The organism is Vibrio sp. D417a (assembly GCF_030248595.1).
Lineage (GTDB): Bacteria > Pseudomonadota > Gammaproteobacteria > Enterobacterales > Vibrionaceae > Vibrio > Vibrio alginolyticus.
In genome coordinates this window covers 79,251-103,137 of the sequence record NZ_JAHGAM010000007.1, presented here as the reverse complement: position 1 = coordinate 103,137, position 23,887 = coordinate 79,251, and the positions used below count along the sequence as shown (strand labels likewise).

Sequence of the window (23,887 nt, the reverse complement as noted above, 5' to 3'; positions counted from 1 at the left end):
TATTATAATGTTCTAATTAATCTGAAGAGTGTTGTACGATCGAAATGAAACATTGATCGCGATCACCTAAATCCATTGCACTCTCTATTTATATGGTAAAATTAATTAATCATTTGTTCTAATGATAATTGAATTTTCATAAGTTTTAATATTTCCTTCTTCATTGGTATTACCAAATTTCAAGTTATATAAGATATAAGTAGCGGTGATTGAACTTTTACGATGCTTTATTTTATTTTAATTAAAACGTCGAATGTTTCGTCATTATTGAATTTGCTTTGATAATTTATGTTATCCAAAGCGAGTTGTGTTGCTTGCTATTTATGATGACCTCATGACGTGAATAATTTTATAATCATTAAAATGGATACAGTTTTATGAATTTAGTGAAACCGTCTGTTGCCATTATGGTTGCAGCCCTACAACTCGCGTCTTCTGCCTATGCGCAGACAAACAATAACGAAGAACTACAAGATATGTCTGACCCACTTGCGGTATACACCCAAGCTGGCTTTGGTATTACTGATAAAGGCGCGAACATCAAAATCGGTCAAACTTACCAATCTAGCCAGCCTGGTACCATGGCGATGAACATCATTGAAATGAAAGGCATTGGTGGTGAGCTATTTGGCATTCGCGACAATGACGATCCAATATATGCCAACGTTGATGACAGCATTGACTCTTTCAGACTACGTAATTTCCAAGTAGAAGTCGCAAAAGGTCTAGGCCGTCAATTAGATGTAAACTACGACGTTGATAACGATAAATTAGATGCATCTTATAGCTTTATTCAAGGTCTACCTAAGTTTGGTATGTTGCAGCTATTTCCTTTAGCTGGTGCGGGTGTCACTATTGCTAATGATTTTAGTGGTGATGACAAAGGTTATGAAATTCCAGGTACTTTCACTGTTGTGGGTATGTACTCAAAAATTGAATTAACCGATAAAATCTGGATTAACTACAACCCAATGTATATGCATACGTTGTCAGGGTCTAGTCAATATAAAGATACTTATTATGCGGGTGAAGATAATATCTTGACTCATGAGTTTGCGTTGTCTTATCAAATTAATCCTCGCGCAAATATTCGTTACTTTGCAAACTGGAATGAGCACGTTAATTTCGGTGATGGTGATCACCGCATCGAATTTAACTACCAATTCTAACTCCCTCGTTTATTTCCAGAATGGAAAGTGTGTTTATCCATATATTTAAATATTTAGGCCAAAGCACTTTCTACATAAAGTAGGTTTATCATGAAAGCCAAATATAAATTTGCGTTGGTATCTATTGCTATATCTTCTGCATTACTATCAGGATGCAAAACTGGCGATATCGTAACGAAAACAGCCCAAGCACCCTCTGTTGAAACCGTTACCCTAACCGAAACAAAAATCACTCCTTATCATAATTTTATCGGTCGAACTGAAGCGGTAAATGACGTTGATATTATGCCGCGAGTCGGTGGCGAATTAACCGCGATTCATTTTAAAGATGGCGATATGGTCGAAAAAGGCCAATTGTTGTTTGAAATCGACGACCGTCCTTACAAAGCGGCACTGGCGTATGCAAAAGCGTCGTTGCAAAAAGCAAAAGCGCAACTCGTTCAAACTACGCGTGATGCAGAACGTGTGAAGAAACTCATCAAAGATAAAAGCATCAGTGAGCAGCAATACGATGACGCCATTGCCGCGCAAGCCGCAGCGATTGCTTCGGTAGAAGAGGCGAAGGCGACGCTGGTTTCAGCAAGGCTCGATCTTGAATTTAGCTCTGTGCGTGCTCCTTTCTCTGGTCGCGTGGGTTTCAGCAACTTCCGAGTGGGTGATCGTATTTCGAAAATTCAACTCGTTCCTCTTGTTTCGATCACTCAAGTAGACCCAATTCACTTTGGCTTTGATGTGGATGAGAAGCTCTACCGCCGCGTAAGAAGTGCGATTGATGTAGCTCATCGTAACGATGACAAACTGGATGTTGATTTAACACTGACGCTTTCAGACGGTTCATTGTATCCGCTTGATGGCAAGATCTACGCCGTTGGCAATAAGATCGATTTAGAAACAGGCTCAATTCGAGCAGAAGCACAATTCGATAATCCAACTTACGCGCTTATGCCGGGTGAATATGGCAACTTGACCATCAAGCTGCGCAACAAAACCATTGATGGTTTGCTTATCCCATCGGCGGCTGTTCAACAAGACCAAGCGGGTGACTACGTCATGGTGGTTGGTGATGATCACGTGGTGTCTCGTCGTAACGTTGAACTCGGTCAGACCTACGGTGTGAAACGTGCTGTGCTGACTGGTTTGGCGGCTAACGAAAAAGTCATCGTCAATGGTCTACAAAAAGTGCGTCCGGGTGCAACGGTGAAAGACGTTGAGCTACAGAGTGAACAAGGCTGAGTGAGTACTGATGTTAAGTAAATTTTTCATTCACCGGCCGAAGTTTGCTTTGGTGATCTCACTGGCGATGACATTGATGGGTATGATCGCCCTGAAAGTCTTGCCAATTTCTGAGTATCCTCAAATCTCTCCAACGGTAATTACGGTGAGCACCATGTATCCGGGTGCAAACGCGGACGTGGTTAAAAAGACGGTAGCACAACCGATAGAAGCCAAAGTCAACGGCGTTGAAGACATGATTTACATGTCTTCTGTGATTGGTAACGATGGCTCATACACACTGCGTATCTACTTCCGAGTGGGCGCAGATGGCGATATGGCGCAGGTTCGTGTGAACAACTTGGTGGCACAGGCGACGTCATCTCTACCACAAGAAGTAAACCAAATCGGTGTGACGGTTAAGAAGAAATCTTCCGACATGCTGGGCGTTATCACACTGCGTTCTCCGAAACAGTCTCACGACAGTATCTACCTTTCTAACTACGCGGATCTCAATATCGTTGAGCGTCTAAAACGTATCGAAGGTATGAGTGACATTACGCTGCTGGGTAAGAAAGACTACTCAATGCGTATTTGGTTGAACCCAAATAAACTGGCCACCTTGAAGCTTTCTGCTAGCGATGTTATTGGCGCAATTAAAACGCAAAACATCCAAGTGGCGGCGGGTAAGATCGGTGGTATGCCAGCTCCGGGTGATCAGCAATATCAATATGTTTTGCAAACCAAAGGCCGCCTTACTTCTGCGAAAGAGTTTGAGAACATCATCATCCGCGCGAGCAAGAAAGGTTCTTTGATTCGCTTGAAAGATTTGGCTCGTGTGGAAGTTGGCGCACAAGGTTACGAAGCTGATGGTCGTATGAATAACGAACCAGCCGCCGTTCTGGCATTGTACCAGTTGCCGACAGCGAACGCGCTAGACGTGATGGAACGCGTGAAAGAGGCCATGAAAGAGTACGAGAAATCGTTCCCAGATGATTTGGTTTACGACATCGCTTATGACTCTACCGAATACGTAGAGACGTCGATTGATGAAGTGTATGAGACGCTGGTGATTGCGGTACTTCTTGTCACCTTCGTTGTGTACGTTTTCTTGCAGAACTGGCGAGCGACCATCATTCCAACCTTAGCGATTCCGGTTTCCATCATTGCGACGTTCGCAATCATGGGCGTGATGGGCATGACCATTAACACGATCTCGTTGTTTGGCTTGATCCTCGCCATCGGTATCGTGGTGGACGATGCGATCATCGTGGTAGAGAACGTGGAGCGGGTTATCCATGAAGAGCATTTAGACCCGATTCCGGCCACGATCCAAGCTATGAAAGAAGTGACGGGGCCAGTATTGGCAACAACGCTTATTTTGTTGGCGGTATTCGTACCGGTTGCGCTATTGCCGGGTATTTCTGGTCGAATGTTCAACCAGTTCGCGGTCACCATCTGTGTGTCGGTGCTGATCTCTGCGATCAACGCATTAACGTTAACGCCAGCGCTTTGTGCGTTGATGTTGAAATCAACTCACTCACAACCTATTGCGCCTTTGCGTGCGTTTAACCGAGGTTTTGAAGCAATAACGCGCAAATACCAAGGTTTAGTTGGCTTCTTGAGCCGCCGCATTGTGCTGAGTATCGGTGTGTATGGCGCGCTTATTGCGGTGCTGGCATTTGCGTTCATGACCGTACCTTCATCTTTCGTACCAAACGAAGATAAAGGCGTGTTCATGGTCGAAATGCGTTTGCCAGACGCAGCAGCATTGCAGCGTACTGCACCATTAATGAAGAAGTACGTTGATGAGCTAAAACAGATGGAAGGTGTGGAGAACGTGGTTTCGGTTGCGGGCTTCTCGGTAATTAACATGGCGTCGATTCCAAACTCGGGCATGTTGATCATCAAACTGGATAACTGGAGCAAACGTAAAGACCCTGAGCTACACCAACGCGCATTGATGAATAAAGTTAACCAAATGCTGAACTCAACGCCAGATGCCGCTTCGTTCGTTTTCGCGACGCCGGCAATCAAAGGTATGGGTGCGGTGGATGGTTTCAACCTTGTGCTGCAGGACAACTTGGGCCGTTCTCCACAAGAGTTGGCAAAAACAACCGCTGATTTTGTTGCCCAAATCAACCAACTGCCTGAAGTGGCACGTGCGTTCTCGATTTTCCGTGCGAATATTCCGCAACGTTACATCGATATTGATCGCGATAAAGCGATTTCGATGGGCGTACCGTTGAATGAAATCTTCAGCACACTGCAAGCACAGTTGGGCGGCGCCTACATTTCTGACTTCAACTTGTTTGGTCGTTCGTACCAAGTGAAAGTGCAAGCAGAAGAGCAATACCGTGACAATATCGACGACATCAACCATCTGTTTGTTCGCTCAAGCTCTGGAAAAATGGTGTCACTGGCAACGCTAGTGAAAGTGAAGCCGATCTTCGGCCCTGATACTTTGTCGAACTACAACATGTTCAGTTCTGCAACCGTGAACGGTGCGCCAGCGCCAGGTTACAGCTCGGGTGATGTTGTAAAAGCGATTGAAAAACTGGCTGCAGAATCTTTGCCAAGTGGTTACTCGTACGAGTGGTCCGGCATGACTTACCAAGAGATGAAAGCAGGCAACATGGCACCAATCGCGTTCGCATTGTCTTTGCTGTTCACCTACTTGTTCTTGGTGGCTCAGTACGAAAGTTGGACCATTCCTGCTGCGGTAATGATGGCGGTTCCAGTCGCGATTCTCGGCGCAATGGGCACGCTACTGCTGGTGGGACAACCGTTCGATTTGTATGTGCAGATTGGTGTGGTCATCTTGATCGGTATGTCCGCCAAAGTGGCGATTCTTATCGTGGAATTTGCCAAAGTTCTGCGAGAAGAAAAGGGCTTATCCATCATTGATGCTGCCAAAGAAGCTGCTCGAATCCGTTTCCGTGCAGTACAGATGACCGCATTCGCCTTCATCTGGGGGGTATTCCCGTTGGTGATTGCATCGGGTGCCGGTGCGGCATCTCGTCACTCACTGGGCTTTGCAGTATTCGGCGGCATGATTCTCTCTACGTTTGTAGGCACGTTACTGACGCCAGTGTTCTTCGTGATGATGCAATCTCTGCGCGAGAAGTTTAAGCGAAAGAAACCCACTGAACTTGAGGTGAGCAAGCAATAACGCTGATTTCAACCGACTGACTCCACAACACCCCCACGCTGTGTACGATTGGCCAATGCCTTTCATTGATATACAGCCACCGTCGCAGCGTGGGTTCCCCTAACAATAATAGGTTTTAACATGAAAAATCTTTCAAAAATCGTCGTAGCGAGTTCTCTACTGACTTGTGCTGCTGCGCAAGCGGGTGGGTTATACCTTTACGAAACAACAGCATCGGATATTGGTTTGGCATCCGCTGGTATGGCGGCTCGTGCGCAAGATGCCTCAGTAATGGCAGCAAACCCGGCTGGTCTGGCGAATGTTTCTGGTAAATCTTTCTCTGGTAACCTGATTGGCCTTTACGGTGACGCGCAACTAGACACGATGACCGGCGATGCGGGCAACGTGATTGGTTTTGTTCCTATGGCGTCGGCATTTTACAGCCAACAAGTGAACGACAAATGGACGCTGGGTATTGGTCTGTATGGCAACTACGGTCTTGGCCTCGAGTACGAAGGTCTTTTGGGTGATCATTTAGATATTCCTACAGCAACGACGCAAGCCTTGACCATTCAACCTTCCGCTTCTTACCGCATCAATGATCACTGGTCTGTGGGTGCGGCGCTTGGCATTCAGTACGGTATGTATGAAGTGGAAACGAAGGGAGCCTTGAACTTCAATGACGAAGACCAAGATACTCAGCTCAACGGCCGAGTAGGTGTGCTTTATGAAGCAACACCAGGCACGCGTCTTGGCCTGTCTTACTCTTCTGAAACCGAATTTGAATTCGACAAGAGTAACTCCATTGCTCCACAACAACTGATCTTCAGTGCTTACCATGAAGTGAATGATGACCTAGCGGTGATGTGGAACGTGAACTGGCAAGACTGGAGCGAATACACAACCACGCTGGGCGTAGAGACACAAGACACTTACCAAATCGCATTGGGTACTCAGTACAAACTGAATGAAAAAATGATGTGGAATGCAGGTTTTGCATTCGATACCAGCATGTATGAAAGCCAATCAAACGGTGACATTACCGTTCCTACTGGCAAGGCGTACCGCATTGGTACAGGCATTGATTACAAATTGGATTCAGAAAACTCAATTGGTTTCGCGTTTGAAGCGATCTTGATGGAATCGTCAGAAACGCCACGCTTCCAAGCGGGCTTTGATGAGCCTGCACTGTACTTCATGAGCATGAGCTACAACTGGAAAAACTAATCATTCCTAATCGCTAAAACGCCTTCCTTACAGGCCATTCTACCCTAACTACCTGCACTGGATGCTGTCACGCCATCTAAGGTAGTTAGGGCGCTTTTGTCACATCCAGTGAGTGATGATTCAAAAAATATCTGCGCAGCTAAGTGCGGGTATTCAACATCTCAAAGGACTAAAAAATGAAAAACAAACTAGCGTTAGTGTGTACGACTTTGTTGGTCAGTACGCTGGCTCATGGTGCCGAGCATCGAGTAAAAGACAATAAAAACAAGTTGGCGGATGACCCAACAAAAGTCATCACGAAATTTGGCGCGTCGTACGCAAACAACTACGATTTTGATGATCAAAACATCTCATTCTCGGGCTCACTTGCGCTTGACCAAGCGCGCAAAATCAACCTGCGTATCAATGATGATGCGAGCGAGTGGCGTATTGGTGGCTCGTGGTTGTTTCCGGTCGGTATCGTGAACTTCAACTTCGGTAAAAATGAATACGTAAACGGCGCGGATCAAACCAACTACAGCGTTGGTACCTTTATGCCGCTAAGTTATTTCGGGATTGAGCCAGCAGGCTTCCAAATTTTCCCAATGGCAGGCTATACGTACAACACTGGTGATGTTCCTGTTTGTGACGGTGCAGAAAGTAGTCTCTGTAGCGAGCCTAACTTTACGGGTACGCCAAGTGCAGAGAATGGCTTCAATATGATGAGCTCTTCAGGCAGTAGCGGTTACGTTGGTGCATTTGCGCTGAAATCGTTTACCAAAGAGCTGACGTTAATCAGCTTCGCAGCAGGCACTTACGGCTCAGAAAACAGTGAAGGAGAGAACTACAAAGGCTTCTTTGGTGGTATTGGTCTTGGTTACCTCGTGAGCAAACGCCACTCTTTTAACGTAATGACGTTTGTCATGGACAACAACACCTATTTGGATGAAGCAGACAAGCGCATCGTATTATCATATCAATATCAATTTGAATAAATAAAAACGCAGCCCAAATAGCTGCGTTTTTACTTTGATAGAATGAACTAGTGAATTGAGTTGTTTTCTTCGATCTTTTTCTGGTACTGGTGTTTTAATATATACATACGCTTAACATCGCTGTAAGCGCCGTTAATAAAGTATTCTTCTACAAGGTGACCTTCTTCGATAAAGCCGCATTTTTTGTATAAGTGAATAGCGACTTCGTTATCCACTGCGACTAATAAGTAGATTTTACGTAGATTAAGAATTGAGAATGAGTAATCTAACGCACGATTAATCATCTCTGTCGCATAACCTCGGCCTTGATGCTCTGGGGCGATGATTATCTGAAATTCCGCGCTGCGGTGAATGTAGTTAATCTCGATCAGCTCAACTAAGCCAATTACGATGCCGTCTTCATCTTCGACGACAAAACGCCTTTCAGCGTCATCATGTATATGTTTTCGATAAAGTTCTTCGAGCTCGTCATAAGACTCGTAAGGTTCTTCGAACCAGTAGGCCATGATATTTCGGTTGTTATTCAGTTCATGAATAAAGCGCAAATCAGAACGCTCTAATGCACGCATTTTTAGGCCTTTCTTCATCATTTTTCTCCAATGAGGGCGGAGAATACCTCCGCACTTGATGCTAGAAAATATTACCGTATTTCACAAGAATAGCGCATCTTTTTTTGGAAAATATCCTGTGATTTTCAATGTGGAAACTTAGAGTTCACGACAAATATAAATTAATCTTTACGATAAAAAACTCGATTAGGTGCTTTGCCTAATATCGTATTAAATACCGCGCAACGACTTAGTGTCTTAATCTAAACAAACAAGGTATTCAATATGTTTTCAATCGGTGACGTAGTAGTAGCGACTAAAGGTATCGATCTTGGCGAAATGGTTGTTACAGGTTTAAGCAGTGGCGGTTTTTACACACATGTAAAAGCAGGCGAAAAAACACTAACTTACCCAGCTAAAGATCTTAAGAAAGCATAATTAAATTTGCTCATTCTTATTTTTAACTGGCTTAAAGTTCGTACTAGTTATTTTAAGCGGGTTAGAATCGATAAAAGGTAGCGCAATGAGTCGCTACCTTTTTTTATTTTTTCTACCTTTCTTCACCAATATGAAACTCAACGCGATTTCTTCCAGTTTCTTTTGCCTTGTAAAGTGCTAAGTCGGCGCGTTTAACTAATGGTTCAAATGAGTCGTCGAGACGACAGACTTGAGTTACCCCAATACTCGCGGTGAAGCTCATATCACAACCTGAATGTTGAACGGTCGTCGTTTCTAGTGCATTACGAATTGTTTCTAATGTGTCTAGAGCTTGCTGTGATGAGCGACTTCTTAATACGATGGCAAACTCTTCACCGCCAACTCTGGCAAGTAAGTCACAATCAAGTAGATGACTTTTAATAATATTGACTGCATGGATCAGTGATTTATCGCCTGCGTCATGACCAAATCGGTCATTGAGGCTTTTAAAATTGTCGAGATCTAAAATAGCAACATGGAAGTCAATGCCCAGGGTTCGGTATTCATTTAGGCGGCTTTCGATTTGTCGCATGAACTCTCTGCGGTTTGGAATACCTGTTAGATCATCCGTCGTGGCGAGGTGTTCCATTTTCATAATCTGTATATGAAGGGCAATGTTTAAAGCAATCCAATTAGCGATGCACTGAAGCTGTGCCGCTTGTTCGTTTGTGTAAATGTGCGTTTGATGATGCGCAACATTAAGCGTTCCTAGGCAGACTTTACCGTGCATTAAAGGCGCGTCCATACACGTACCCATACCATTGGATGCGAGCATCACACAATCGATCTCATCAGATTGCGTAACATCGTCGCAGATCATCAGTTGTTGCTTTTTGAACACTCGGCCAACAAACGCTTGATGAATGGGCACTAAAAATTCAGCGGGAATCGCTTTACTACCAGAGAAAGAGTAGACCTTTAAATGATCATTGTTTTCATAAAGTGTGATACTCGCACGGTCAGAATTAAATATACGATTTATCCATTCTGCCACCGTATCAAGTACTTGCTGTAGTGTTTCCGATTGAGCTAAAAAGTGAACAAACCCTATCGGCATACATATCGGACTTTCCATGTTTTGCATCGATAAGTCATCAGGGTTAAAAGTTCTTTCAAGTCTCAATAGACATCTCCTTGGCAATGTTGCAAATAACAACAATAAATTACGTGAAGCTATTTTGTAGAAAATGTGCTTCTTGGTAAGAGTATGGTTTAATTATCGCCATTTGTGTGAATTTGGTTGCTTAATGTGGGCGTTAACTCACCCTAAATAAGTAAATCTTATACCTATTTATAAGTAAGTCATTACTCAATAAGTGGTGTTTTTAAGATGGAAGTACAGAATGAGCCCTTCTGGAAGAGAAGGGCTAGAAAAGGATACAAATAGGGTCAGGTGAGTGGTGACTTAATTGTCTTTGTACTTTTGTAAAATCAACTGACTTATCTGCGCAACGAGTTGGTCCCTAGCTTGAAGTGAGAGCTCGGTTTCTGTGACATAAATACTAATGTAAACAGGTCGATGATTTTCCTTCCATATAATCGCGTTAATGCCACGCGAACCATGACCTCCCGCACCAGAACGGTCTGCAATAGACCAACCTGTTGGTAATACAGAACGCATTAACGAGTCTGAAACTTTGTTGTCCTGCATCCAGATTTTTAATTGTACACGAGACTCATAAGACAACGTTTCGCCTTCGACCAAAGTTCGAAGAGTGTTTAGTATGGCGTTAGGTGTGGTTGTGTCGCGGCTGTCGCCTGGTGTGGCTTCGTTCAAGCGAGGTTCTATTCTGTCTAGGCGCGTTGCTTTATCTCCAATTGTTCGCAGAAACATTGTTACGGCCTTAGGGCCGCCAATTTCATTTAATACTAAGTTGGCTGCGGTATTATCACTCATTAACATAGCGGCTTCACACGCGTGCTCTATGCGTGTGTTTTGGCCTACGAGCTTATCCATCACTGGAGACCATACAACGATACTGCGCTCATCGACTTTTGCGGTCGCATTTTTACTTAGCTTACCGCTGTCCATATCACTTAGCATTTTGGCACAAGCTAGGGTTTTGAATGTGCTCATGAGTGGGAAGCGTTCATCGCCACGGTAATCCCAACGCTCGTCTGCTTGGGTATCCCAAACTGACACCCCAATTCTGCTTGAGGTTTGTTGCTCGAGGAGAGAAATGTCCTCATTCAGTTGGGACGCGTAACTTAGGGTTGAGCAAACCATTAGCCCAGCCAACAAAAATAACTTTTTCATGGATCGTGTTCTTCAATTTTAGTTTTAGTTCGCACGGTAGCGATGTCACGTAAACTATAACGAGCCAATACTCTAAACACTGTTAAATCTATGTCTATTTTATGTAGGATTCTTTGCAATACGCTTAAACGGTCTCAATATGGGGAGAAGAGTGTTGCTATCAAGGCCTGTAGTTTGGCTTATATATTACGTCGGTGATTCGGTCACAAAAATATCTTAGCGAGAGACACTGGCTCAGAATTTCTTATCATGAGCTAACGAATAGTTTGATCCAGAAATAAAAGGAGCTGAATCATCAGCTCCTTTGTCTATTTGGATAATTACTTACAGTTCAATCTTTTTAACCATGCCCGATTCTGCATGGCCCGGAATGTTGCACGCGAACTCAACCTTGTTGTCACCGTGGAAGTGCCACAGTAATTGCTTCGCTTTACCTGGTTCCACCGTAACTGCGTTGCCTGAGTCATGCATGTGATCGCCGCTCATTGTCTTCATCATTTCACGATGTTCTAGCTGCTCTTTAGCCGAACCAATCGTAAACTCGTGGTTGATCTTACCGGTGTTCATGACTACAAACTGCACCACATCGTTTGGCTCAATTTTAACGTCTTTTTTGAACTTGATAGTCATGTCATCACCCAAGATAACGTGTACCACCTTGTCTGGCTTTGCCCCTTTTGCTGGCATACCAACAGTCGACATGCCCGGCATATCCATCATGTTTGAATGGTCCATTTTACTGTGGTCCATCTTCATGCTGCCGTGGTCCATATTTTCATGCTTCATGTTGCTATGGTCCATGTTCGCGTGGTCCATGTTTGAATGATCCATTTGGGCAAACGCAGTCGTTGTTGTTAGGGCTAGAGTAAGAGTGATTAGTGTCTTTTTCATTTTTATATCCTTGTTTTAATTCATTAATAACTTGGTTGCTTCCCCTCAAACGGCATGTTTGAGAGGAAGGTAGGGATTAAGCCTTGTTATCAGTGCGATCTGTGCTGTCGGCGTTTTCGATTTGGTTGCCAGTTTGCGTGCTTGTTTGGCTCGGAGTTGAATTACCTGAGCGCAACTCGCGTTGTTTCCACAGCTTGAAGATGGCTGGAAGCACTAACAGCGTCAGCAGCAGTGCCGATGCCATACCGCCAATCATTGGTGCAGCGATACGTTGCATCACTTCTGACCCTGTACCTTCGCCGTACATGATCGGAATCAGACCAATAATGACCGTCAGTACCGTCATCATTACTGGGCGAACACGCAGGCCTGCACCTTCACGAATGGCATCGGTTAGGTCTTTCGCCTCAAGCTTCTGTTGGCTCTCTTCCGCATCCAGCTTTTTGTAGTGCCATGCTTGGTTGAGGTAGACGAGCATGATGACCCCAATTTCAACCGCGACACCTGCTAGGGCAATAAAGCCGACACCAACGGCAATCGAGAAGTTGTAGTTGAGGATATGCATGAGCCACAAACCACCGACCATAGCGAGTGGTAGGGTAAGCATGATGATCATCACTTCGCCGACACGACGGAAACTGAAGTAAAGCAGCAGCATAATGATGGCGATGGTAATTGGTACCACGACACTCAAGCGGTCTTTCGCACGTTCCATGTATTCGTATTGACCAGACCAAGCCAACGAGTAACCCGCAGGAAGCTCCAACTGATCGGCCACGACTTGCTGTGCTTCCACGACGTAAGAGCCAAGGTCACGACCATCGATGTCGACAAATACCCAGCCATTCGGACGCGCGTTTTCCGTCTTGATCATCGGAGGACCGTCTTCGTAACGAATGTCCGCTACATCAGCCAGCGCAATACGAGCACCATTTGGTGTCACTAACGGCAGGTTTTGCAGTTTAACCACTGAGTCGCGGTAGTCTTGTGGGTAACGAACGTTGATTGGGTAACGCTCTAAGCCTTCAATGGTTTCACCCACATTCATACCGCCCACCGCAGTGGAGATCACTTGCTGAACGTCTTTGATGCTCAAGCCGTAACGCGCTGCTGCACGACGTTTAATGTCGATCGTGACGTAACGACCACCTGCTACACGTTCTGCATAAACCGATGCCGTGCCTTGTACGCCGTTAAGAATTGGCTCTAGCTGAGAGCCGATCTTCTCAATCACTTTCAGATCGGGTCCGGCGATCTTAATGCCTATAGGGGTTTTGATGCCCGTTGCCAGCATGTCGATACGCGTTTTGATCGGCATTACCCAAGCATTAGTAAGACCAGGGAACTGAACCAGTTTGTCGAACTCTTTGCGTAGTGACTCGGTTGTTACGCCTTCACGCCATTGGTCGCGTGGCTTCAACTGAATCACGGTTTCGATCATGGTGAGTGGTGCTGGATCGGTTGCGGTCTCAGCTCGGCCAATCTTGCCCCATACGGTTTTCACTTCTGGAACGGTTTTGATCAGCTTGTTGGTTTGTTGTAGAAGCTCACGAGCCTTACCAATCGAGATACCCGGATAGGTCGTTGGCATGTACATCAAGTCGCCTTCATCCAGCGGCGGGATGAACTCGCTACCCAGTTTACTGGTTGGGTAGTAAGCCGATGCCATTAGACCTAATGCGATAACAATCATGGTCTTAGGGTATTTTAAGCTGGTGTTCAACAGCGGGCGGTACAGCGCGACCAAGCCGCGGTTAACCGGGTTTTTGTGTTCCGGTAACACCTTACCGCGAATGAAGTAGCCCATAAGTACAGGCACGAGCGTGATTGCCAAACCTGCTGCCGCTGCCATGGCGTAAGTCTTAGTGAACGCAAGCGGCGAGAACATCTTGCCTTCTTGGCCTTCTAAGGCAAACACTGGTACGAAGCTAAGAGTGATGATCAGCAACGAGAAGAACAGCGGTGCGCCAACTTCTTCTGCGGCTTTACCAATTACTTGCCAGCGGTTTTTGTCGGTCAGTGGCGTTCGTTCAATGTGCTTGTGAACGTTTTCAATCATAACGATTGCACCATCCACCATCGCACCGATGGCAATCGCAATACCACCCAAAGACATGATGTTGGCGTTGATGCCTTGCCAATGCATCACGATAAACGCACTAAGAATGCCAACCGGTAGGCTCAGAGCGATAACCAACGAAGAACGAATGTGGAACAGGAACAACGCACACACAATCGCAACGACGATGAACTCTTCTGCAAGCTTCTTCCATAGGTTTTCTACCGCTGAATCGATAAGAGTAGAGCGGTCGTAGGTTGGAACAATTTCCACGCCTTCTGGTAGGCTGCGTTGTAGGTCTGCGAGTTTGTCTTTGACTTTCGCAATCACTTCACTGGCGTTTTCACCAAAGCGCATCACGATAACCCCACCCACAGCTTCACCTTCGCCATTCAACTCAGAGATACCACGGCGCATTTGTGGACCAAGGTTAATGTCTGCGATGTCTCCTAATAGCAACGGCGTGCCTTTCTCAGTGACTTTTAGCGGCAGTGATTTGATGTCTTCAATGCTGGTTAAGTAACCCGTGGTACGAACCATGTGTTCGGCTTCCGCAACTTCGATAACGGACGCGCCGGTTTCTTGGTTACCGTTTTGGATTGCCATGTTCACTTGTTGCAAAGTGAGGTTGTACGCACGCAGTTTGGCAGGATCAATCTGTACTTGGTATTGCTTCACCATACCGCCCACGGTAGCGACTTCAGAAACGCCATCAACGGTTTGCAACTCGTACTTCAAGAACCAGTCTTGCAGGCTGCGAAGATCAGCCAAATCATGCTTGCCAGTTTTGTCTTGTAATACGTAGCTGTAAACCCAGCCTACGCCTGTCGCATCAGGACCTAAGGTTGGTTTTGCGTTCGGTGGGAGCTTTGGTGCTACTTGGCTTAAGTACTCCAACACGCGAGAACGTGCCCAGTACATGTCGGTATCATCGTTGAAAATAATATAAACGTAAGAGTCACCAAAGAAGGAGTAGCCACGAACCGTCTCAGCTCCCGGCACGGCAAGCATGGCGGTGGTGAGTGGGTAAGTAACTTGATCCTCAACGACTTGAGGAGCTTGACCCGGATAGCTTGTTTTGATGATCACTTGCACATCAGAAAGATCCGGAATCGCATCAACAGGCGTATTCTTTACACTGTAAAGTCCGCCTAATACAAGGGCTAAGGTCGCGACCAACACTAGGAATCGGTTGCTCAGTGACCAACGAATAATAGCATTGATCATAATTAACCCTCGACGGCTGTTGTTGCAGGAACTAGCTGTTTAAGAACGTAGTCAGATCCTTGTTTTTCAACTAGAAACCGAACTTTCTGTCCTTCTTCAAAACCCGATAGATCAACGTCTTCACCCACAGAGAAGTTCATCTCTCCAGCATCCCAGTTCCATTCTGCAACCGGTAGGTGGTTTAAGGTGATCATGCCAAAATCAGCCATCAGCATTGTGATGTCACCAGTCAGCCAAACTTCTGCCGCAATGACGCTGTTGTCTGCCTTATAGTCAACGATTTGGTACTGAGCAGATTCTGTTTTCTGCATTTCAAATTCGATAGCCTGACCTTTTTTCAAGTCACCCATCTCGACGCCATCTGCGAAAGTGAAGTTCATTACCATGCCCGGCCAATCCCATTCTGGTACAGGTTGGTGGTTGATGGTCAGCATTCGGTGATCTTTCATCACATCCGTGATCTCACCTTTAGCCCATGCTGTTTCTGCCGCTGCTTCTACACCATTGATGCGAGACAGATCCGCCGACTGGCTTGATTCAGAATCGAGCATGAAGTGAGATGAAGTAACGATCTTATCGCCTTGTTTAAGTCCTTGTAATACTTCGATTTGTTCGCCAGCTTCGCGGCCAACTTCAATTCGAGCAGAACGGTATTTGCCTTCGCCCTCAGCCAGAACAACGCGAGTCATACCGCCAGAGCGGATAACAGATGATTTAGGAATCGTTAACACTGCGTCGTCAGTGACAGGCTGCAAGGCAATATTGGCGAACATGTTTGGCTTCAATGCGCCATCTGGATTAGGGAATTTAAGGCGCACACGCAACGTACGTGTTTTCGGATCGAGGATTGGGTACACGTAATCGACAACACCTTGCCATTCATTGCCCGGAATCGCGTCAAGGGTCATCGTGGCTTGAGAACCCGCTTTCATCCAGTGCGCTTGACGCTCAAAGACTTCTGCATCAACCCAAACATTGTCCAAAGGACCTGCACTGATCACCGCTTGAGCAGGGGACAAATAGCCACCTTCACGCACGTTTAAGCTCGCGATAACGCCATCAGCAGGCGCTTTGATTTCAATGGTTTGCGATGCTTTACCACTACGAGTAATGGATTTGATTTGAGCACGGTCAACCCCAAGCGTTACCAAGCGTTCGGTCGCGCCTTTTACAAGACCTTTGCGGCCTGTGCGGTACGCATTCAGCAATTCTTCTTGTGCTTTAACCAGTTCAGGAGAGTAGAGCGTGAAAAGCACATCGCCTTTCTTCACTTTCTCACCCACGGCATTGATGTAGAGTTTTTCTACCCAACCCGCCACACGAACGTTGGTTTGCCATAACAGACTTTCATCAAAGGCAATATAGCCAACCGTTTCGATGCGTGGTGATAGCTGTTGCAGTGTCGCGTTTGCGGTTTTAACCCCGAGGTTGTTTTCTACTGAAGGGTCAATAGTCACTGTACCCGGTGCGTCTTGTTCACCGGATAGGTCTTCTGCGTAAACCGGAATCAAATCCATGCCCATTGGGGACTTACCCGGTTTGTCGCGTTTGTAATTCGGATCCATTGGGGCAACCCAGTAAAGTGGATCATTAGAGCTCGCGGCAGATTTGCCACCCATTACACTCATGTCGTGAGCCGAGCCCGTAAGAAAATGATTAGCACCAAACCCTAAAGCACCGCCAACAATCAGGGCGATGGTTGCAATCTTAAATGTTTTCATTGTTTTACCTTATTTTCCCCTTCACATTTGACGCTACAGCGTTGTTGCCTGCTCTCGTTCACCCAAATCACATAGAGGATCCCTTAGTTTGTTAGGGAAAGTGCTCATGGGATTCTCTCGTTTGCCGCCTAGCTGTAGCCCCAACTGTCTTGGGGAATCACAAATTAATATGTCGAAATAGAGCGAGCTTCCGGTGAAGCCACTTGGTAGTCGAAACCACCGAGTAGGGTGGCTAAATTGCTGTTTGCGATGTTGAGATCGGTCAGTAGACGTTGTTGCTCCAATTGCAGAGCCAACTCGTCAGTCGTGGCAGAAATCACATCGTTAAACTGCGCTGTGTTGTTTTGATAACCCCGCTCAACGGCTTGAATGCGCGCTTTCGCTTGAGGCAATAAGGTGGATTGATAACGTTCTAAACGCTGGGTTAAGTTGCTGCGATCAACCAGCAAAGTGTTCACCTTGGCATTCATCTGCGTTAGTAAGGTGTCCTTTTGTGATTGTGCCGCGCCAACTTGGTATTGAGCGGCCGCGAGATTGCGATCTTGGCGGTCACCCGTAAACAACGGAATGTCCATGGTGAGGTAAGCGCTGACCAAGTCTGATGCGGGTTCACCCATCATGTTGTCGGCTTGGCGGTAGGCGTACATTACTTCGACGCCAAACTGCGGGTTGTAGGCTTGCTCAGCAATTTCCACCTGAGTTTTATTGGCAGAAATACTTACGTCGGCCATCTTAACCATCGGGTGTTGGCTGAGTTGCTGATAATGCTTGGTAGAATTCTGACTGGCAGCAAGTTTGCTGTTCAGTGTGTCCCAGTTCAATTGATTGCTCGCGTGCAGAGCCTGTTCGTTTGCCAACCAATCTGACCCCAACCATTCGGAGAGTTGAGAGATAAGACGACGTTGCATTTGTGCATTGGCTTGCAGTTTCTCATCCAATTTACTGACTTGAAGTTGGGCGTTGAGCAGATCTTGCGCTTCACTCTTACCAATCGAATAGTTGGTCTGAATAAAGCTTTCCATCTCCTTCATCAACTTGCGGTTCTCAAGCATGATTTGCTCAGCGCGTTGCTGGTAACCAAGTTCTAACCAAAGTTGAGTCATGCTGTTGGCCACCTCAAGCTCACGAGCATGAACTTGAAGTCCAAGGCCGTCAGCTTGTTGATTGGCTTTCTTCTGCTGTAAATCAAGCGTAGAGCCACGCTCAAACTGTTGCATTAAACCAACGGAGATGTTGGTCATTGGGTCTTCATCGAATTTGAAGCTGTCGACAGGCAAGCCACCAAAACCCACTTTCAGTTTTGGGTCCATCAAGGTCGCGCTCGCGACGCCCATTTCACGCATGGCAGCAGATTGCGCAGAGTATTGCTTGCGATTGCCATCGTTACTCAAAGCGACGTTGATCAGTTGGGCAAGCTTGGTCGTTGAAGCTCGCTCACTTGATGCGGAATTTTGCGCTGCTTGCGTCTCTTTACCTGCGGCGTTAACCAAGGTTGGTGCAGCGACCAGAGCCACCATAAAAATAGGTGCAGCTAAGCGGTATGGTTTGATATCCATAATCTAAATCCAGTGTTCGCCGGATCGATGGAGGTGCGGATTTTATTGCGGGAACAGTAAAGCCTTGTTACCTCATCGTTCAGGCGCATTAAAACAACCTGCGATACACGCGCAGGGTCGAATGCTAGGATGGATTTAGGCTATTGGAGGTCGGTACAGGTCGCGGCTGACGTGTACGACTGGGGAAGCAACTTCAGGAGTAATAGTTGCGCGATAGACGACGGGCATCGGGCTATTGATAGGATTCGGTAGGGGGACGAAAACTATCGTACACGCGGCAGTACAGCAGGTATGAACCATGCCGGAGCCTCCACCACAGTTCATGCTGCTTTCTCTTGCATCGCCATCTTCGGACATAGAAGCGTCAGTCATGGAGACGTCCATCATGCCAGGCATACCGCAATGTTCGCTGTCACTCATCATAGAAGGATGGTGAGCCATGCCAGTAGACATCATTTGAATATTCATCAACGGCTCACTGTTCGCCACACTAGATACCAATAGCACTAGCGTCGTGAAGAGAGTTAACCAGATTGTATGCAGCGATTTTAAGTGCATACCCTTTCCCATGTGTTTGATGAAAATGATGAAAACCCTTCGATTCTAAAGGTTAACCTAAGGGTAAGGTCAATCATTTATTGCTCTTATTATCAAAATAGTCCAACCCTTCTGTTTTCGCACTTTCGAGGGAGTAAAACGTTTGTTAAACACCGAGTGTTGAAAGTTAGCGAAAGAAGCCCTCGCTTTTTATGACACGTGAAAAATGTGGTTTATAAGTTTTACATCACACTAACTTGTCTTACAAATGATTATCCTTATAGAATGCATGGTTTTACTTGTGCAGATTTGGATTTGCTTTGCTGCGGGGGTTGCATGATAGAAATTGTCATCGATGGAAAATATAGAATTGTAGAAGAGGGTCTAACCCTTTTAGAAGCAGCAAAAGTGTGTGGGGTCGAGATCCCATCGCTGTGCGGAATGAACAAAAGTAATGAAAAAGTACCGTGTGACTTGTGTGTAGTTGAAGTCGAAAGTGGTGGTACTAAGCGTGCGTGTGAACTCGAAGTTTACCGCGGCCTTAATGTGGTCACGCAATCAGAACAATTAAGCGAGCACCGCAGAAAAGCACTCAACCGCATCATGACGGACCATTACGCCGATTGTGAAGCGCCATGTAAAACCGCGTGTCCTGCGGGCGTGGATATCCAATCGTACCTTTATCACATCGCACAGAACGATCATCAAAAAGCGATTGAAGTGATTAAGCGTACGCTTCCTATGCCGTTATCGATTGGCCGCGTATGCCCAGCATTTTGTGAGAGCGAATGTCGCCGTTCGTTAGTCGATGAGCCTATTGCAATTCGTCAGCTAAAACGTCATGCCGCGGATGCGGATTTGTCTGCGCATGAAGCCTACGTGCCAGAAAAGAAACCAAGCAAAGGTTTGAACATTGCCGTCGTCGGCAGTGGTCCTGGTGGTCTAACGGCTGGCTACTACCTATCGAACGAAGGCTATGACGTTACGGTCTTTGAATCCATGCCAAAAGCGGGTGGTTGGTTGCGTTATGGCATTCCAGAATACCGTTTGCCAAAAGACATTCTCGATAAAGAAATCGAACTGATGTGCCGCAATGGCATGCAAGTTCACACCAATCAAAAGCTGGGTGTGGATTTCACGCTTTCTCAATTGAGCGAAGAATACGACGCGGTGTGTTTGGCTGTCGGTGCGTCTCAAGCGGTTGAAATGCATTACACAGGCAGTGACCTTGAAGGTTGCTATTTAGGCGTTGATTACCTCAAAGATTACGTTACCGAGCAAAACTATGTAACGGGTCAGAAAGTCGCGGTGATCGGTGGTGGTAACACGGCAATTGACTGTGCTCGTACTGCGCGTCGTGCTGGTGCAGACACCACGTTGATTTACCGTCGTACCCGTGACGAAATGCCGGCAGAAGACTACGAGATTGTCGAAGCGGAACACGAAGGGGTGAAATTCCACTTCTTGACCAACCCTGCAGAAAACCTTGCCGATGAAACCGGACGCGTGAATGCGATTCGTCTAGAGCGCATGGCGTTGGGTGAGCCGGATGCATCTGGTCGTCGAAGCCCTAAACCAACTGGCGAGTTCTTTACCGAAGAGTTCGACACCGTGATTGCGGCAGTCTCGCAAAAGCCAGACCTGAGCTTCCTAGAAGGTGAAGACTTATCTATTCCGCTAACGCGCTGGAACACCTCTGATGCAGATGAAAAGACCATGCACACAGGCACGGGCAACATCTTCAGTATTGGTGATTTCCGCCGTGGTCCTGCAACGGCAGTTGAAGCCGTGGGTGATGGTCGCGTTGCGGCAAAAGCCATTGACCTGTTTTTGAATGGCGATATGGCGGATATGCCAAAGGCGGCGTTCAACTCGCGCAAAGAGAAGAAACTCTCTCAAGTCGATCCGCTTCACTTCGAGAACATCCAGAAAGTCGCTCGATCTATCATGCCTGAGCTGACTCCTGCACAACGCGAGCAAAGCTTCGCTGAAGTGGAATTAGGCTTTGATAACGAAGAAGCGATGAAGGAAGCCGCGCGCTGTCTTGAATGTGGCTGTCAGGCCAATACCGATTGTGCGCTGCGTGATTACTCCACCGAATATGAAGCTGAGCAAAGCTTTGACTTCTCCTTGCAGATTAAATCACACCAAGATTGGTTAGATCTTCGTGCGAAAGACTTGCGTCATAAGTACGAAGTTGACCGCAGTTCTGAGTTTATTGAGTTTGATGCTAACCGCTGTATTAGCTGTGGTCAGTGCATCCAAGCGTGCCGCGACAAAGCCGTACACGGTGTACTGAACTTCGTGTGCGATAAACAAGGTCGTCCGGCATTACGTCCTGACGATCGTCCACACTTTGGAAGTAACAAGAATGGCTTAACCCTAATGGGTGATTCGAACTGCGTGCAATGTGGCGCGTGCGTTCAAGTGTGTCCAACGGGCGCAATGGTCGATAGTCGTGACCGTTCGCAAGGCCGTACTGAAGATCTGAAAGCGGTCGACACCATTTGTACATACTGTGGTGTGGGTTGTAAGTTGACCATGTTCGTGGACGAAGCAACCAATACGATTCGTTACGTGAAAGGCGGTGACTCGCCGGTTAACCAAGGCATGTTGTGTGTGAAAGGACGCTTTGGTTTTGACTTCATTGGCAGTGAAGAGCGTCTTACCACGCCATTGATCCGTAAAGATGGTTGGTTGCAGCCTGCAAGCTGGGAAGAGGCGATTCAGCTGATTGCGATTAAGTTCTCTGGCATCAAGCAAGATTTTGGCAGCAACGCATTGGCGGGCTTCTCTTCAGCGAAAACCACTAACGAAGACAACTACGCGTTCCAAAAATTTGTCCGTCGTGAACTGGGCACTAACAACGTCGACCACTGTGCGCGTTTGTGCCACGCATCGAGTGTAACCGGTCTTGAGGCGTCACTGGGTAGTGGTGCAATGACCAACGACATTCCAAGCATTAAACACTCGGATGTGATCTTTATTATTGGTTCGGATACCACATCGGCGCACCCGATTATCGCTTCACATATCAAACAAGCAATTCGTCACCACGGTGCTCGTTTGATTGTGGCTGACCCGAAACGTGTTGATATGGCAGAGCATGCTGAGCTGTATATGGCGCACCGTCCGGGTACGGATGTGATGCTCCTAAATGGCGTTATGCAGCAGATCATCAAGAACGGTTGGTACGATCAAGAGTACATCGAAGAACGTGTCGATAGCTTTGATACCTTGTTGCAAGAAGTAATGTCACCAGCTTACAACCTCGATAAAGTGGAATTGGTTACGGGTGTTAAAGCCGAAGACATTCAAGCAATGGCGCGTATGATTGGCACGGCAGATCGTACGGCTGTTTACTACTCGATGGGTATCACTCAGCACACGACAGGTCATGACAACGTGCGTTCTATCGCTAACCTGCAATTGCTGTGTGGCAACATCGGTATTGAAGGTGGTGGTATTAACCCGCTACGTGGTCAATCTAACGTGCAAGGCGCGTGTGATATGGGCGCTTTGCCAAACAGCTTCCCGGGCTATCAAAAGGTATACAACCCAATTGTGCGTCAGAAGTTTGCGATTGAATGGAACGCACCAAATCTGCCTTCTGAACAAGGTCTAACCCTGACAGAAATCATTGATGCGGCTTGCCATCGTGACGTTCGTGGTATGTACATCATGGGTGAGAACCCAGTGTTGAGTGACCCGAACCAAGCGCATGTGATTGAAGGTTTAGAAGCACTCGATTTCTTGGTGGTTCAAGACATCTTCTTAACGGAAACCGCGCAATACGCGGATGTGGTTCTGCCTTCTTGCTCGTTTGCAGAGAAAGCGGGTCACTTCACCAATACGGAGCGTCGTGTTCAGCGTGTGAATCCGGTTGTCACGGCACCGGGTGAGGCAAAAGAAGATTGGTGGATTATCCAAGAAATCGCCAATGCCATGGGTAGTGATTGGGATTACCACTGCGTGTCTGATATCACTAATGAAATCGCACGAGTGACACCTCAATATGCAGGTCTTCGTTGGGATGCCATTACGCCAAACGGTGTGCAATGGCCGAGCAACAAGAACAACCCTGCGGGTACTCGCATCATGCACCAAACCCAGTTTACTCGTGGTAAAGGGCAAATGGTGGGCGTACCGTTCCGTTATGCGGCTGAACTGCCAGATGAAGAGTACCCACTTGTGTTAACGACGGGTCGCGTACTTGAGCAGTTCCACACTGGCACCATGACGCGTAAGACTAAAGGGTTGGATAATCTTGCTGGGCCACGTGCGATGGTGAGCGTGGAAGACGCAGAAGCGCTTGGCATCAGTAATGGTCAGCGTCTGACGGTGTCTACACGTCGCGGCAGCATTGAGATTGATGCCTTTGTGACTAAGCGTATTCAAAAAGGTGTGGTGTTCATTCCATTTCACTTTGTTGAATCGCCAGTCAACCGTTTAACGACAACGGCGACGGACCCGCATGCGAAGATCCCTGAGTTCAAGGTCGCTGCGGTTAAAGTCGAAGTGAGCGAAAAAACAACGCAGACAGAGTCTCTCGAAGATAGTTACCAACACGTTTAAATTCGGTGAGTCACATTGTTGTGGTCACTGGCAATTTGAGCCTAGTTGATGGGCGGATAATCTAATCTTGATTTCCGCTCTCACTACATTCACTCGGATTGTCTTTTTCTTCCAACTCCTTTTACTTTTCTGTTATCACCGCGCTCCGGTTAGTTTTCCTTTCTTACTTCTTACTTCTTACTTCTTACTTCTTACTTCTTAATTCTTAATTCTTGCTGTCTCTGTGGCGTATTTTTGTTCAAGCCCATGATGAGAGTGCAATAAAGTTTGTTGTTGAGCTTGTCATAGAATTGACTGTCTCTGACT

General features: G+C 46.6%; 15 protein-coding genes. 7 read left to right on the top strand and 8 right to left on the bottom strand.

Going from position 1 to position 23,887, the window contains the following annotated elements; genetic code table 11:
* Positions 1-377: 377 nt before the first annotated feature.
* From KI742_RS08370 to KI742_RS08350, 5 genes are all read left to right on the top strand, one after another.
* Positions 378-1,169, top strand: a complete 792-nt coding sequence (locus KI742_RS08370; RefSeq protein ID WP_017635247.1) for a hypothetical protein — start codon at positions 378-380, stop codon at positions 1,167-1,169.
* Between the two features lie 90 nt (positions 1,170-1,259).
* The gene (gene vmeP / locus KI742_RS08365; protein ID WP_005385108.1) at positions 1,260-2,402 is read left to right on the top strand and encodes an efflux RND transporter periplasmic adaptor subunit VmeP; all 1,143 of its coding nucleotides are present in this window, start codon (positions 1,260-1,262) and stop codon (positions 2,400-2,402) included.
* Between the two features lie 10 nt (positions 2,403-2,412).
* Positions 2,413-5,553, top strand: coding sequence for an efflux RND transporter permease subunit VmeQ (vmeQ, locus tag KI742_RS08360; RefSeq protein WP_285385747.1), 3,141 nt, complete (start codon positions 2,413-2,415; stop codon positions 5,551-5,553).
* A gap of 120 nt (positions 5,554-5,673) precedes the next feature.
* A complete protein-coding gene (locus KI742_RS08355) occupies positions 5,674-6,759 on the top strand; it encodes an OmpP1/FadL family transporter (protein ID WP_258652524.1) in 1,086 nt (361 codons plus the stop codon).
* 176 nt (positions 6,760-6,935) lie between these two features.
* A complete protein-coding gene (locus KI742_RS08350) occupies positions 6,936-7,733 on the top strand; it encodes a hypothetical protein (RefSeq protein ID WP_005385112.1) in 798 nt (265 codons plus the stop codon).
* 47 nt (positions 7,734-7,780) lie between these two features.
* Here KI742_RS08350 and speG read toward each other — a convergent pair whose 3' ends face one another.
* Positions 7,781-8,320 carry a spermidine N1-acetyltransferase gene (gene speG, locus KI742_RS08345; RefSeq protein WP_005375417.1) on the bottom strand — a complete coding sequence of 180 codons (540 nt, stop codon included), beginning with the start codon at positions 8,318-8,320 and terminating at the stop codon, positions 7,781-7,783.
* Positions 8,321-8,566: 246 nt separating this feature from the next.
* Between speG and KI742_RS08340 the strand changes: the two genes are divergently transcribed.
* The gene (locus tag KI742_RS08340; RefSeq protein ID WP_005375418.1) at positions 8,567-8,719 is read left to right on the top strand and encodes a hypothetical protein; all 153 of its coding nucleotides are present in this window, start codon (positions 8,567-8,569) and stop codon (positions 8,717-8,719) included.
* Positions 8,720-8,831: 112 nt separating this feature from the next.
* Here KI742_RS08340 and KI742_RS08335 read toward each other — a convergent pair whose 3' ends face one another.
* The 7 genes from KI742_RS08335 to KI742_RS08305 form a co-directional block, all read right to left on the bottom strand.
* Positions 8,832-9,881 (bottom strand): sensor domain-containing diguanylate cyclase, encoded by a 1,050-nt coding sequence (locus KI742_RS08335; RefSeq protein WP_285385744.1) that lies wholly within the window; start codon positions 9,879-9,881, stop codon positions 8,832-8,834.
* Between the two features lie 282 nt (positions 9,882-10,163).
* A complete protein-coding gene (gene blaCARB / locus KI742_RS08330) occupies positions 10,164-11,015 on the bottom strand; it encodes a CARB family carbenicillin-hydrolyzing class A beta-lactamase (protein WP_167415917.1) in 852 nt (283 codons plus the stop codon).
* Between the two features lie 324 nt (positions 11,016-11,339).
* Positions 11,340-11,906: a copper-binding protein gene (locus KI742_RS08325; protein WP_167415918.1), complete on the bottom strand. Its 567-nt coding sequence runs from the start codon at positions 11,904-11,906 to the stop codon at positions 11,340-11,342.
* A gap of 76 nt (positions 11,907-11,982) precedes the next feature.
* Positions 11,983-15,192 carry an efflux RND transporter permease subunit gene (locus KI742_RS08320; RefSeq protein ID WP_285385741.1) on the bottom strand — a complete coding sequence of 1,070 codons (3,210 nt, stop codon included), beginning with the start codon at positions 15,190-15,192 and terminating at the stop codon, positions 11,983-11,985.
* A gap of 2 nt (positions 15,193-15,194) precedes the next feature.
* Complete coding sequence (locus KI742_RS08315; RefSeq protein ID WP_285385738.1) at positions 15,195-16,913, bottom strand: efflux RND transporter periplasmic adaptor subunit; 1,719 nt, start codon at positions 16,911-16,913, stop codon at positions 15,195-15,197.
* 164 nt (positions 16,914-17,077) lie between these two features.
* The gene (locus KI742_RS08310; RefSeq protein ID WP_285385735.1) at positions 17,078-18,469 is read right to left on the bottom strand and encodes a TolC family protein; all 1,392 of its coding nucleotides are present in this window, start codon (positions 18,467-18,469) and stop codon (positions 17,078-17,080) included.
* 135 nt (positions 18,470-18,604) lie between these two features.
* Positions 18,605-19,027 (bottom strand): hypothetical protein, encoded by a 423-nt coding sequence (locus tag KI742_RS08305; protein WP_045394662.1) that lies wholly within the window; start codon positions 19,025-19,027, stop codon positions 18,605-18,607.
* A 315-nt stretch (positions 19,028-19,342) separates the two neighbouring features.
* Here KI742_RS08305 and fdhF point away from each other — a divergent pair, with 315 nt between their 5' ends.
* Positions 19,343-23,581 carry a formate dehydrogenase subunit alpha gene (gene fdhF / locus KI742_RS08300; RefSeq protein ID WP_285385732.1) on the top strand — a complete coding sequence of 1,413 codons (4,239 nt, stop codon included), beginning with the start codon at positions 19,343-19,345 and terminating at the stop codon, positions 23,579-23,581.
* Positions 23,582-23,887: the final 306 nt, after the last annotated feature.

Coding starts and splice junctions, on each gene's coding strand:
- fdhF (WP_285385732.1), top strand. CDS start 19,343: ATGATAGAAATTGTCATCGATGGAAAATATAGAATTGTAGAAGAGGGT.
- vmeP (WP_005385108.1), top strand. CDS start 1,260: ATGAAAGCCAAATATAAATTTGCGTTGGTATCTATTGCTATATCTTCT.
- KI742_RS08370 (WP_017635247.1), top strand. CDS start 378: ATGAATTTAGTGAAACCGTCTGTTGCCATTATGGTTGCAGCCCTACAA.
- KI742_RS08315 (WP_285385738.1), bottom strand. CDS start 16,913: ATGAAAACATTTAAGATTGCAACCATCGCCCTGATTGTTGGCGGTGCT.
- speG (WP_005375417.1), bottom strand. CDS start 8,320: ATGAAGAAAGGCCTAAAAATGCGTGCATTAGAGCGTTCTGATTTGCGC.
- vmeQ (WP_285385747.1), top strand. CDS start 2,413: ATGTTAAGTAAATTTTTCATTCACCGGCCGAAGTTTGCTTTGGTGATC.
- KI742_RS08340 (WP_005375418.1), top strand. CDS start 8,567: ATGTTTTCAATCGGTGACGTAGTAGTAGCGACTAAAGGTATCGATCTT.
- KI742_RS08325 (WP_167415918.1), bottom strand. CDS start 11,906: ATGAAAAAGACACTAATCACTCTTACTCTAGCCCTAACAACAACGACT.
- blaCARB (WP_167415917.1), bottom strand. CDS start 11,015: ATGAAAAAGTTATTTTTGTTGGCTGGGCTAATGGTTTGCTCAACCCTA.
- KI742_RS08310 (WP_285385735.1), bottom strand. CDS start 18,469: ATGGATATCAAACCATACCGCTTAGCTGCACCTATTTTTATGGTGGCT.
- KI742_RS08305 (WP_045394662.1), bottom strand. CDS start 19,027: ATGCACTTAAAATCGCTGCATACAATCTGGTTAACTCTCTTCACGACG.
- KI742_RS08350 (WP_005385112.1), top strand. CDS start 6,936: ATGAAAAACAAACTAGCGTTAGTGTGTACGACTTTGTTGGTCAGTACG.
- KI742_RS08320 (WP_285385741.1), bottom strand. CDS start 15,192: ATGATCAATGCTATTATTCGTTGGTCACTGAGCAACCGATTCCTAGTG.
- KI742_RS08355 (WP_258652524.1), top strand. CDS start 5,674: ATGAAAAATCTTTCAAAAATCGTCGTAGCGAGTTCTCTACTGACTTGT.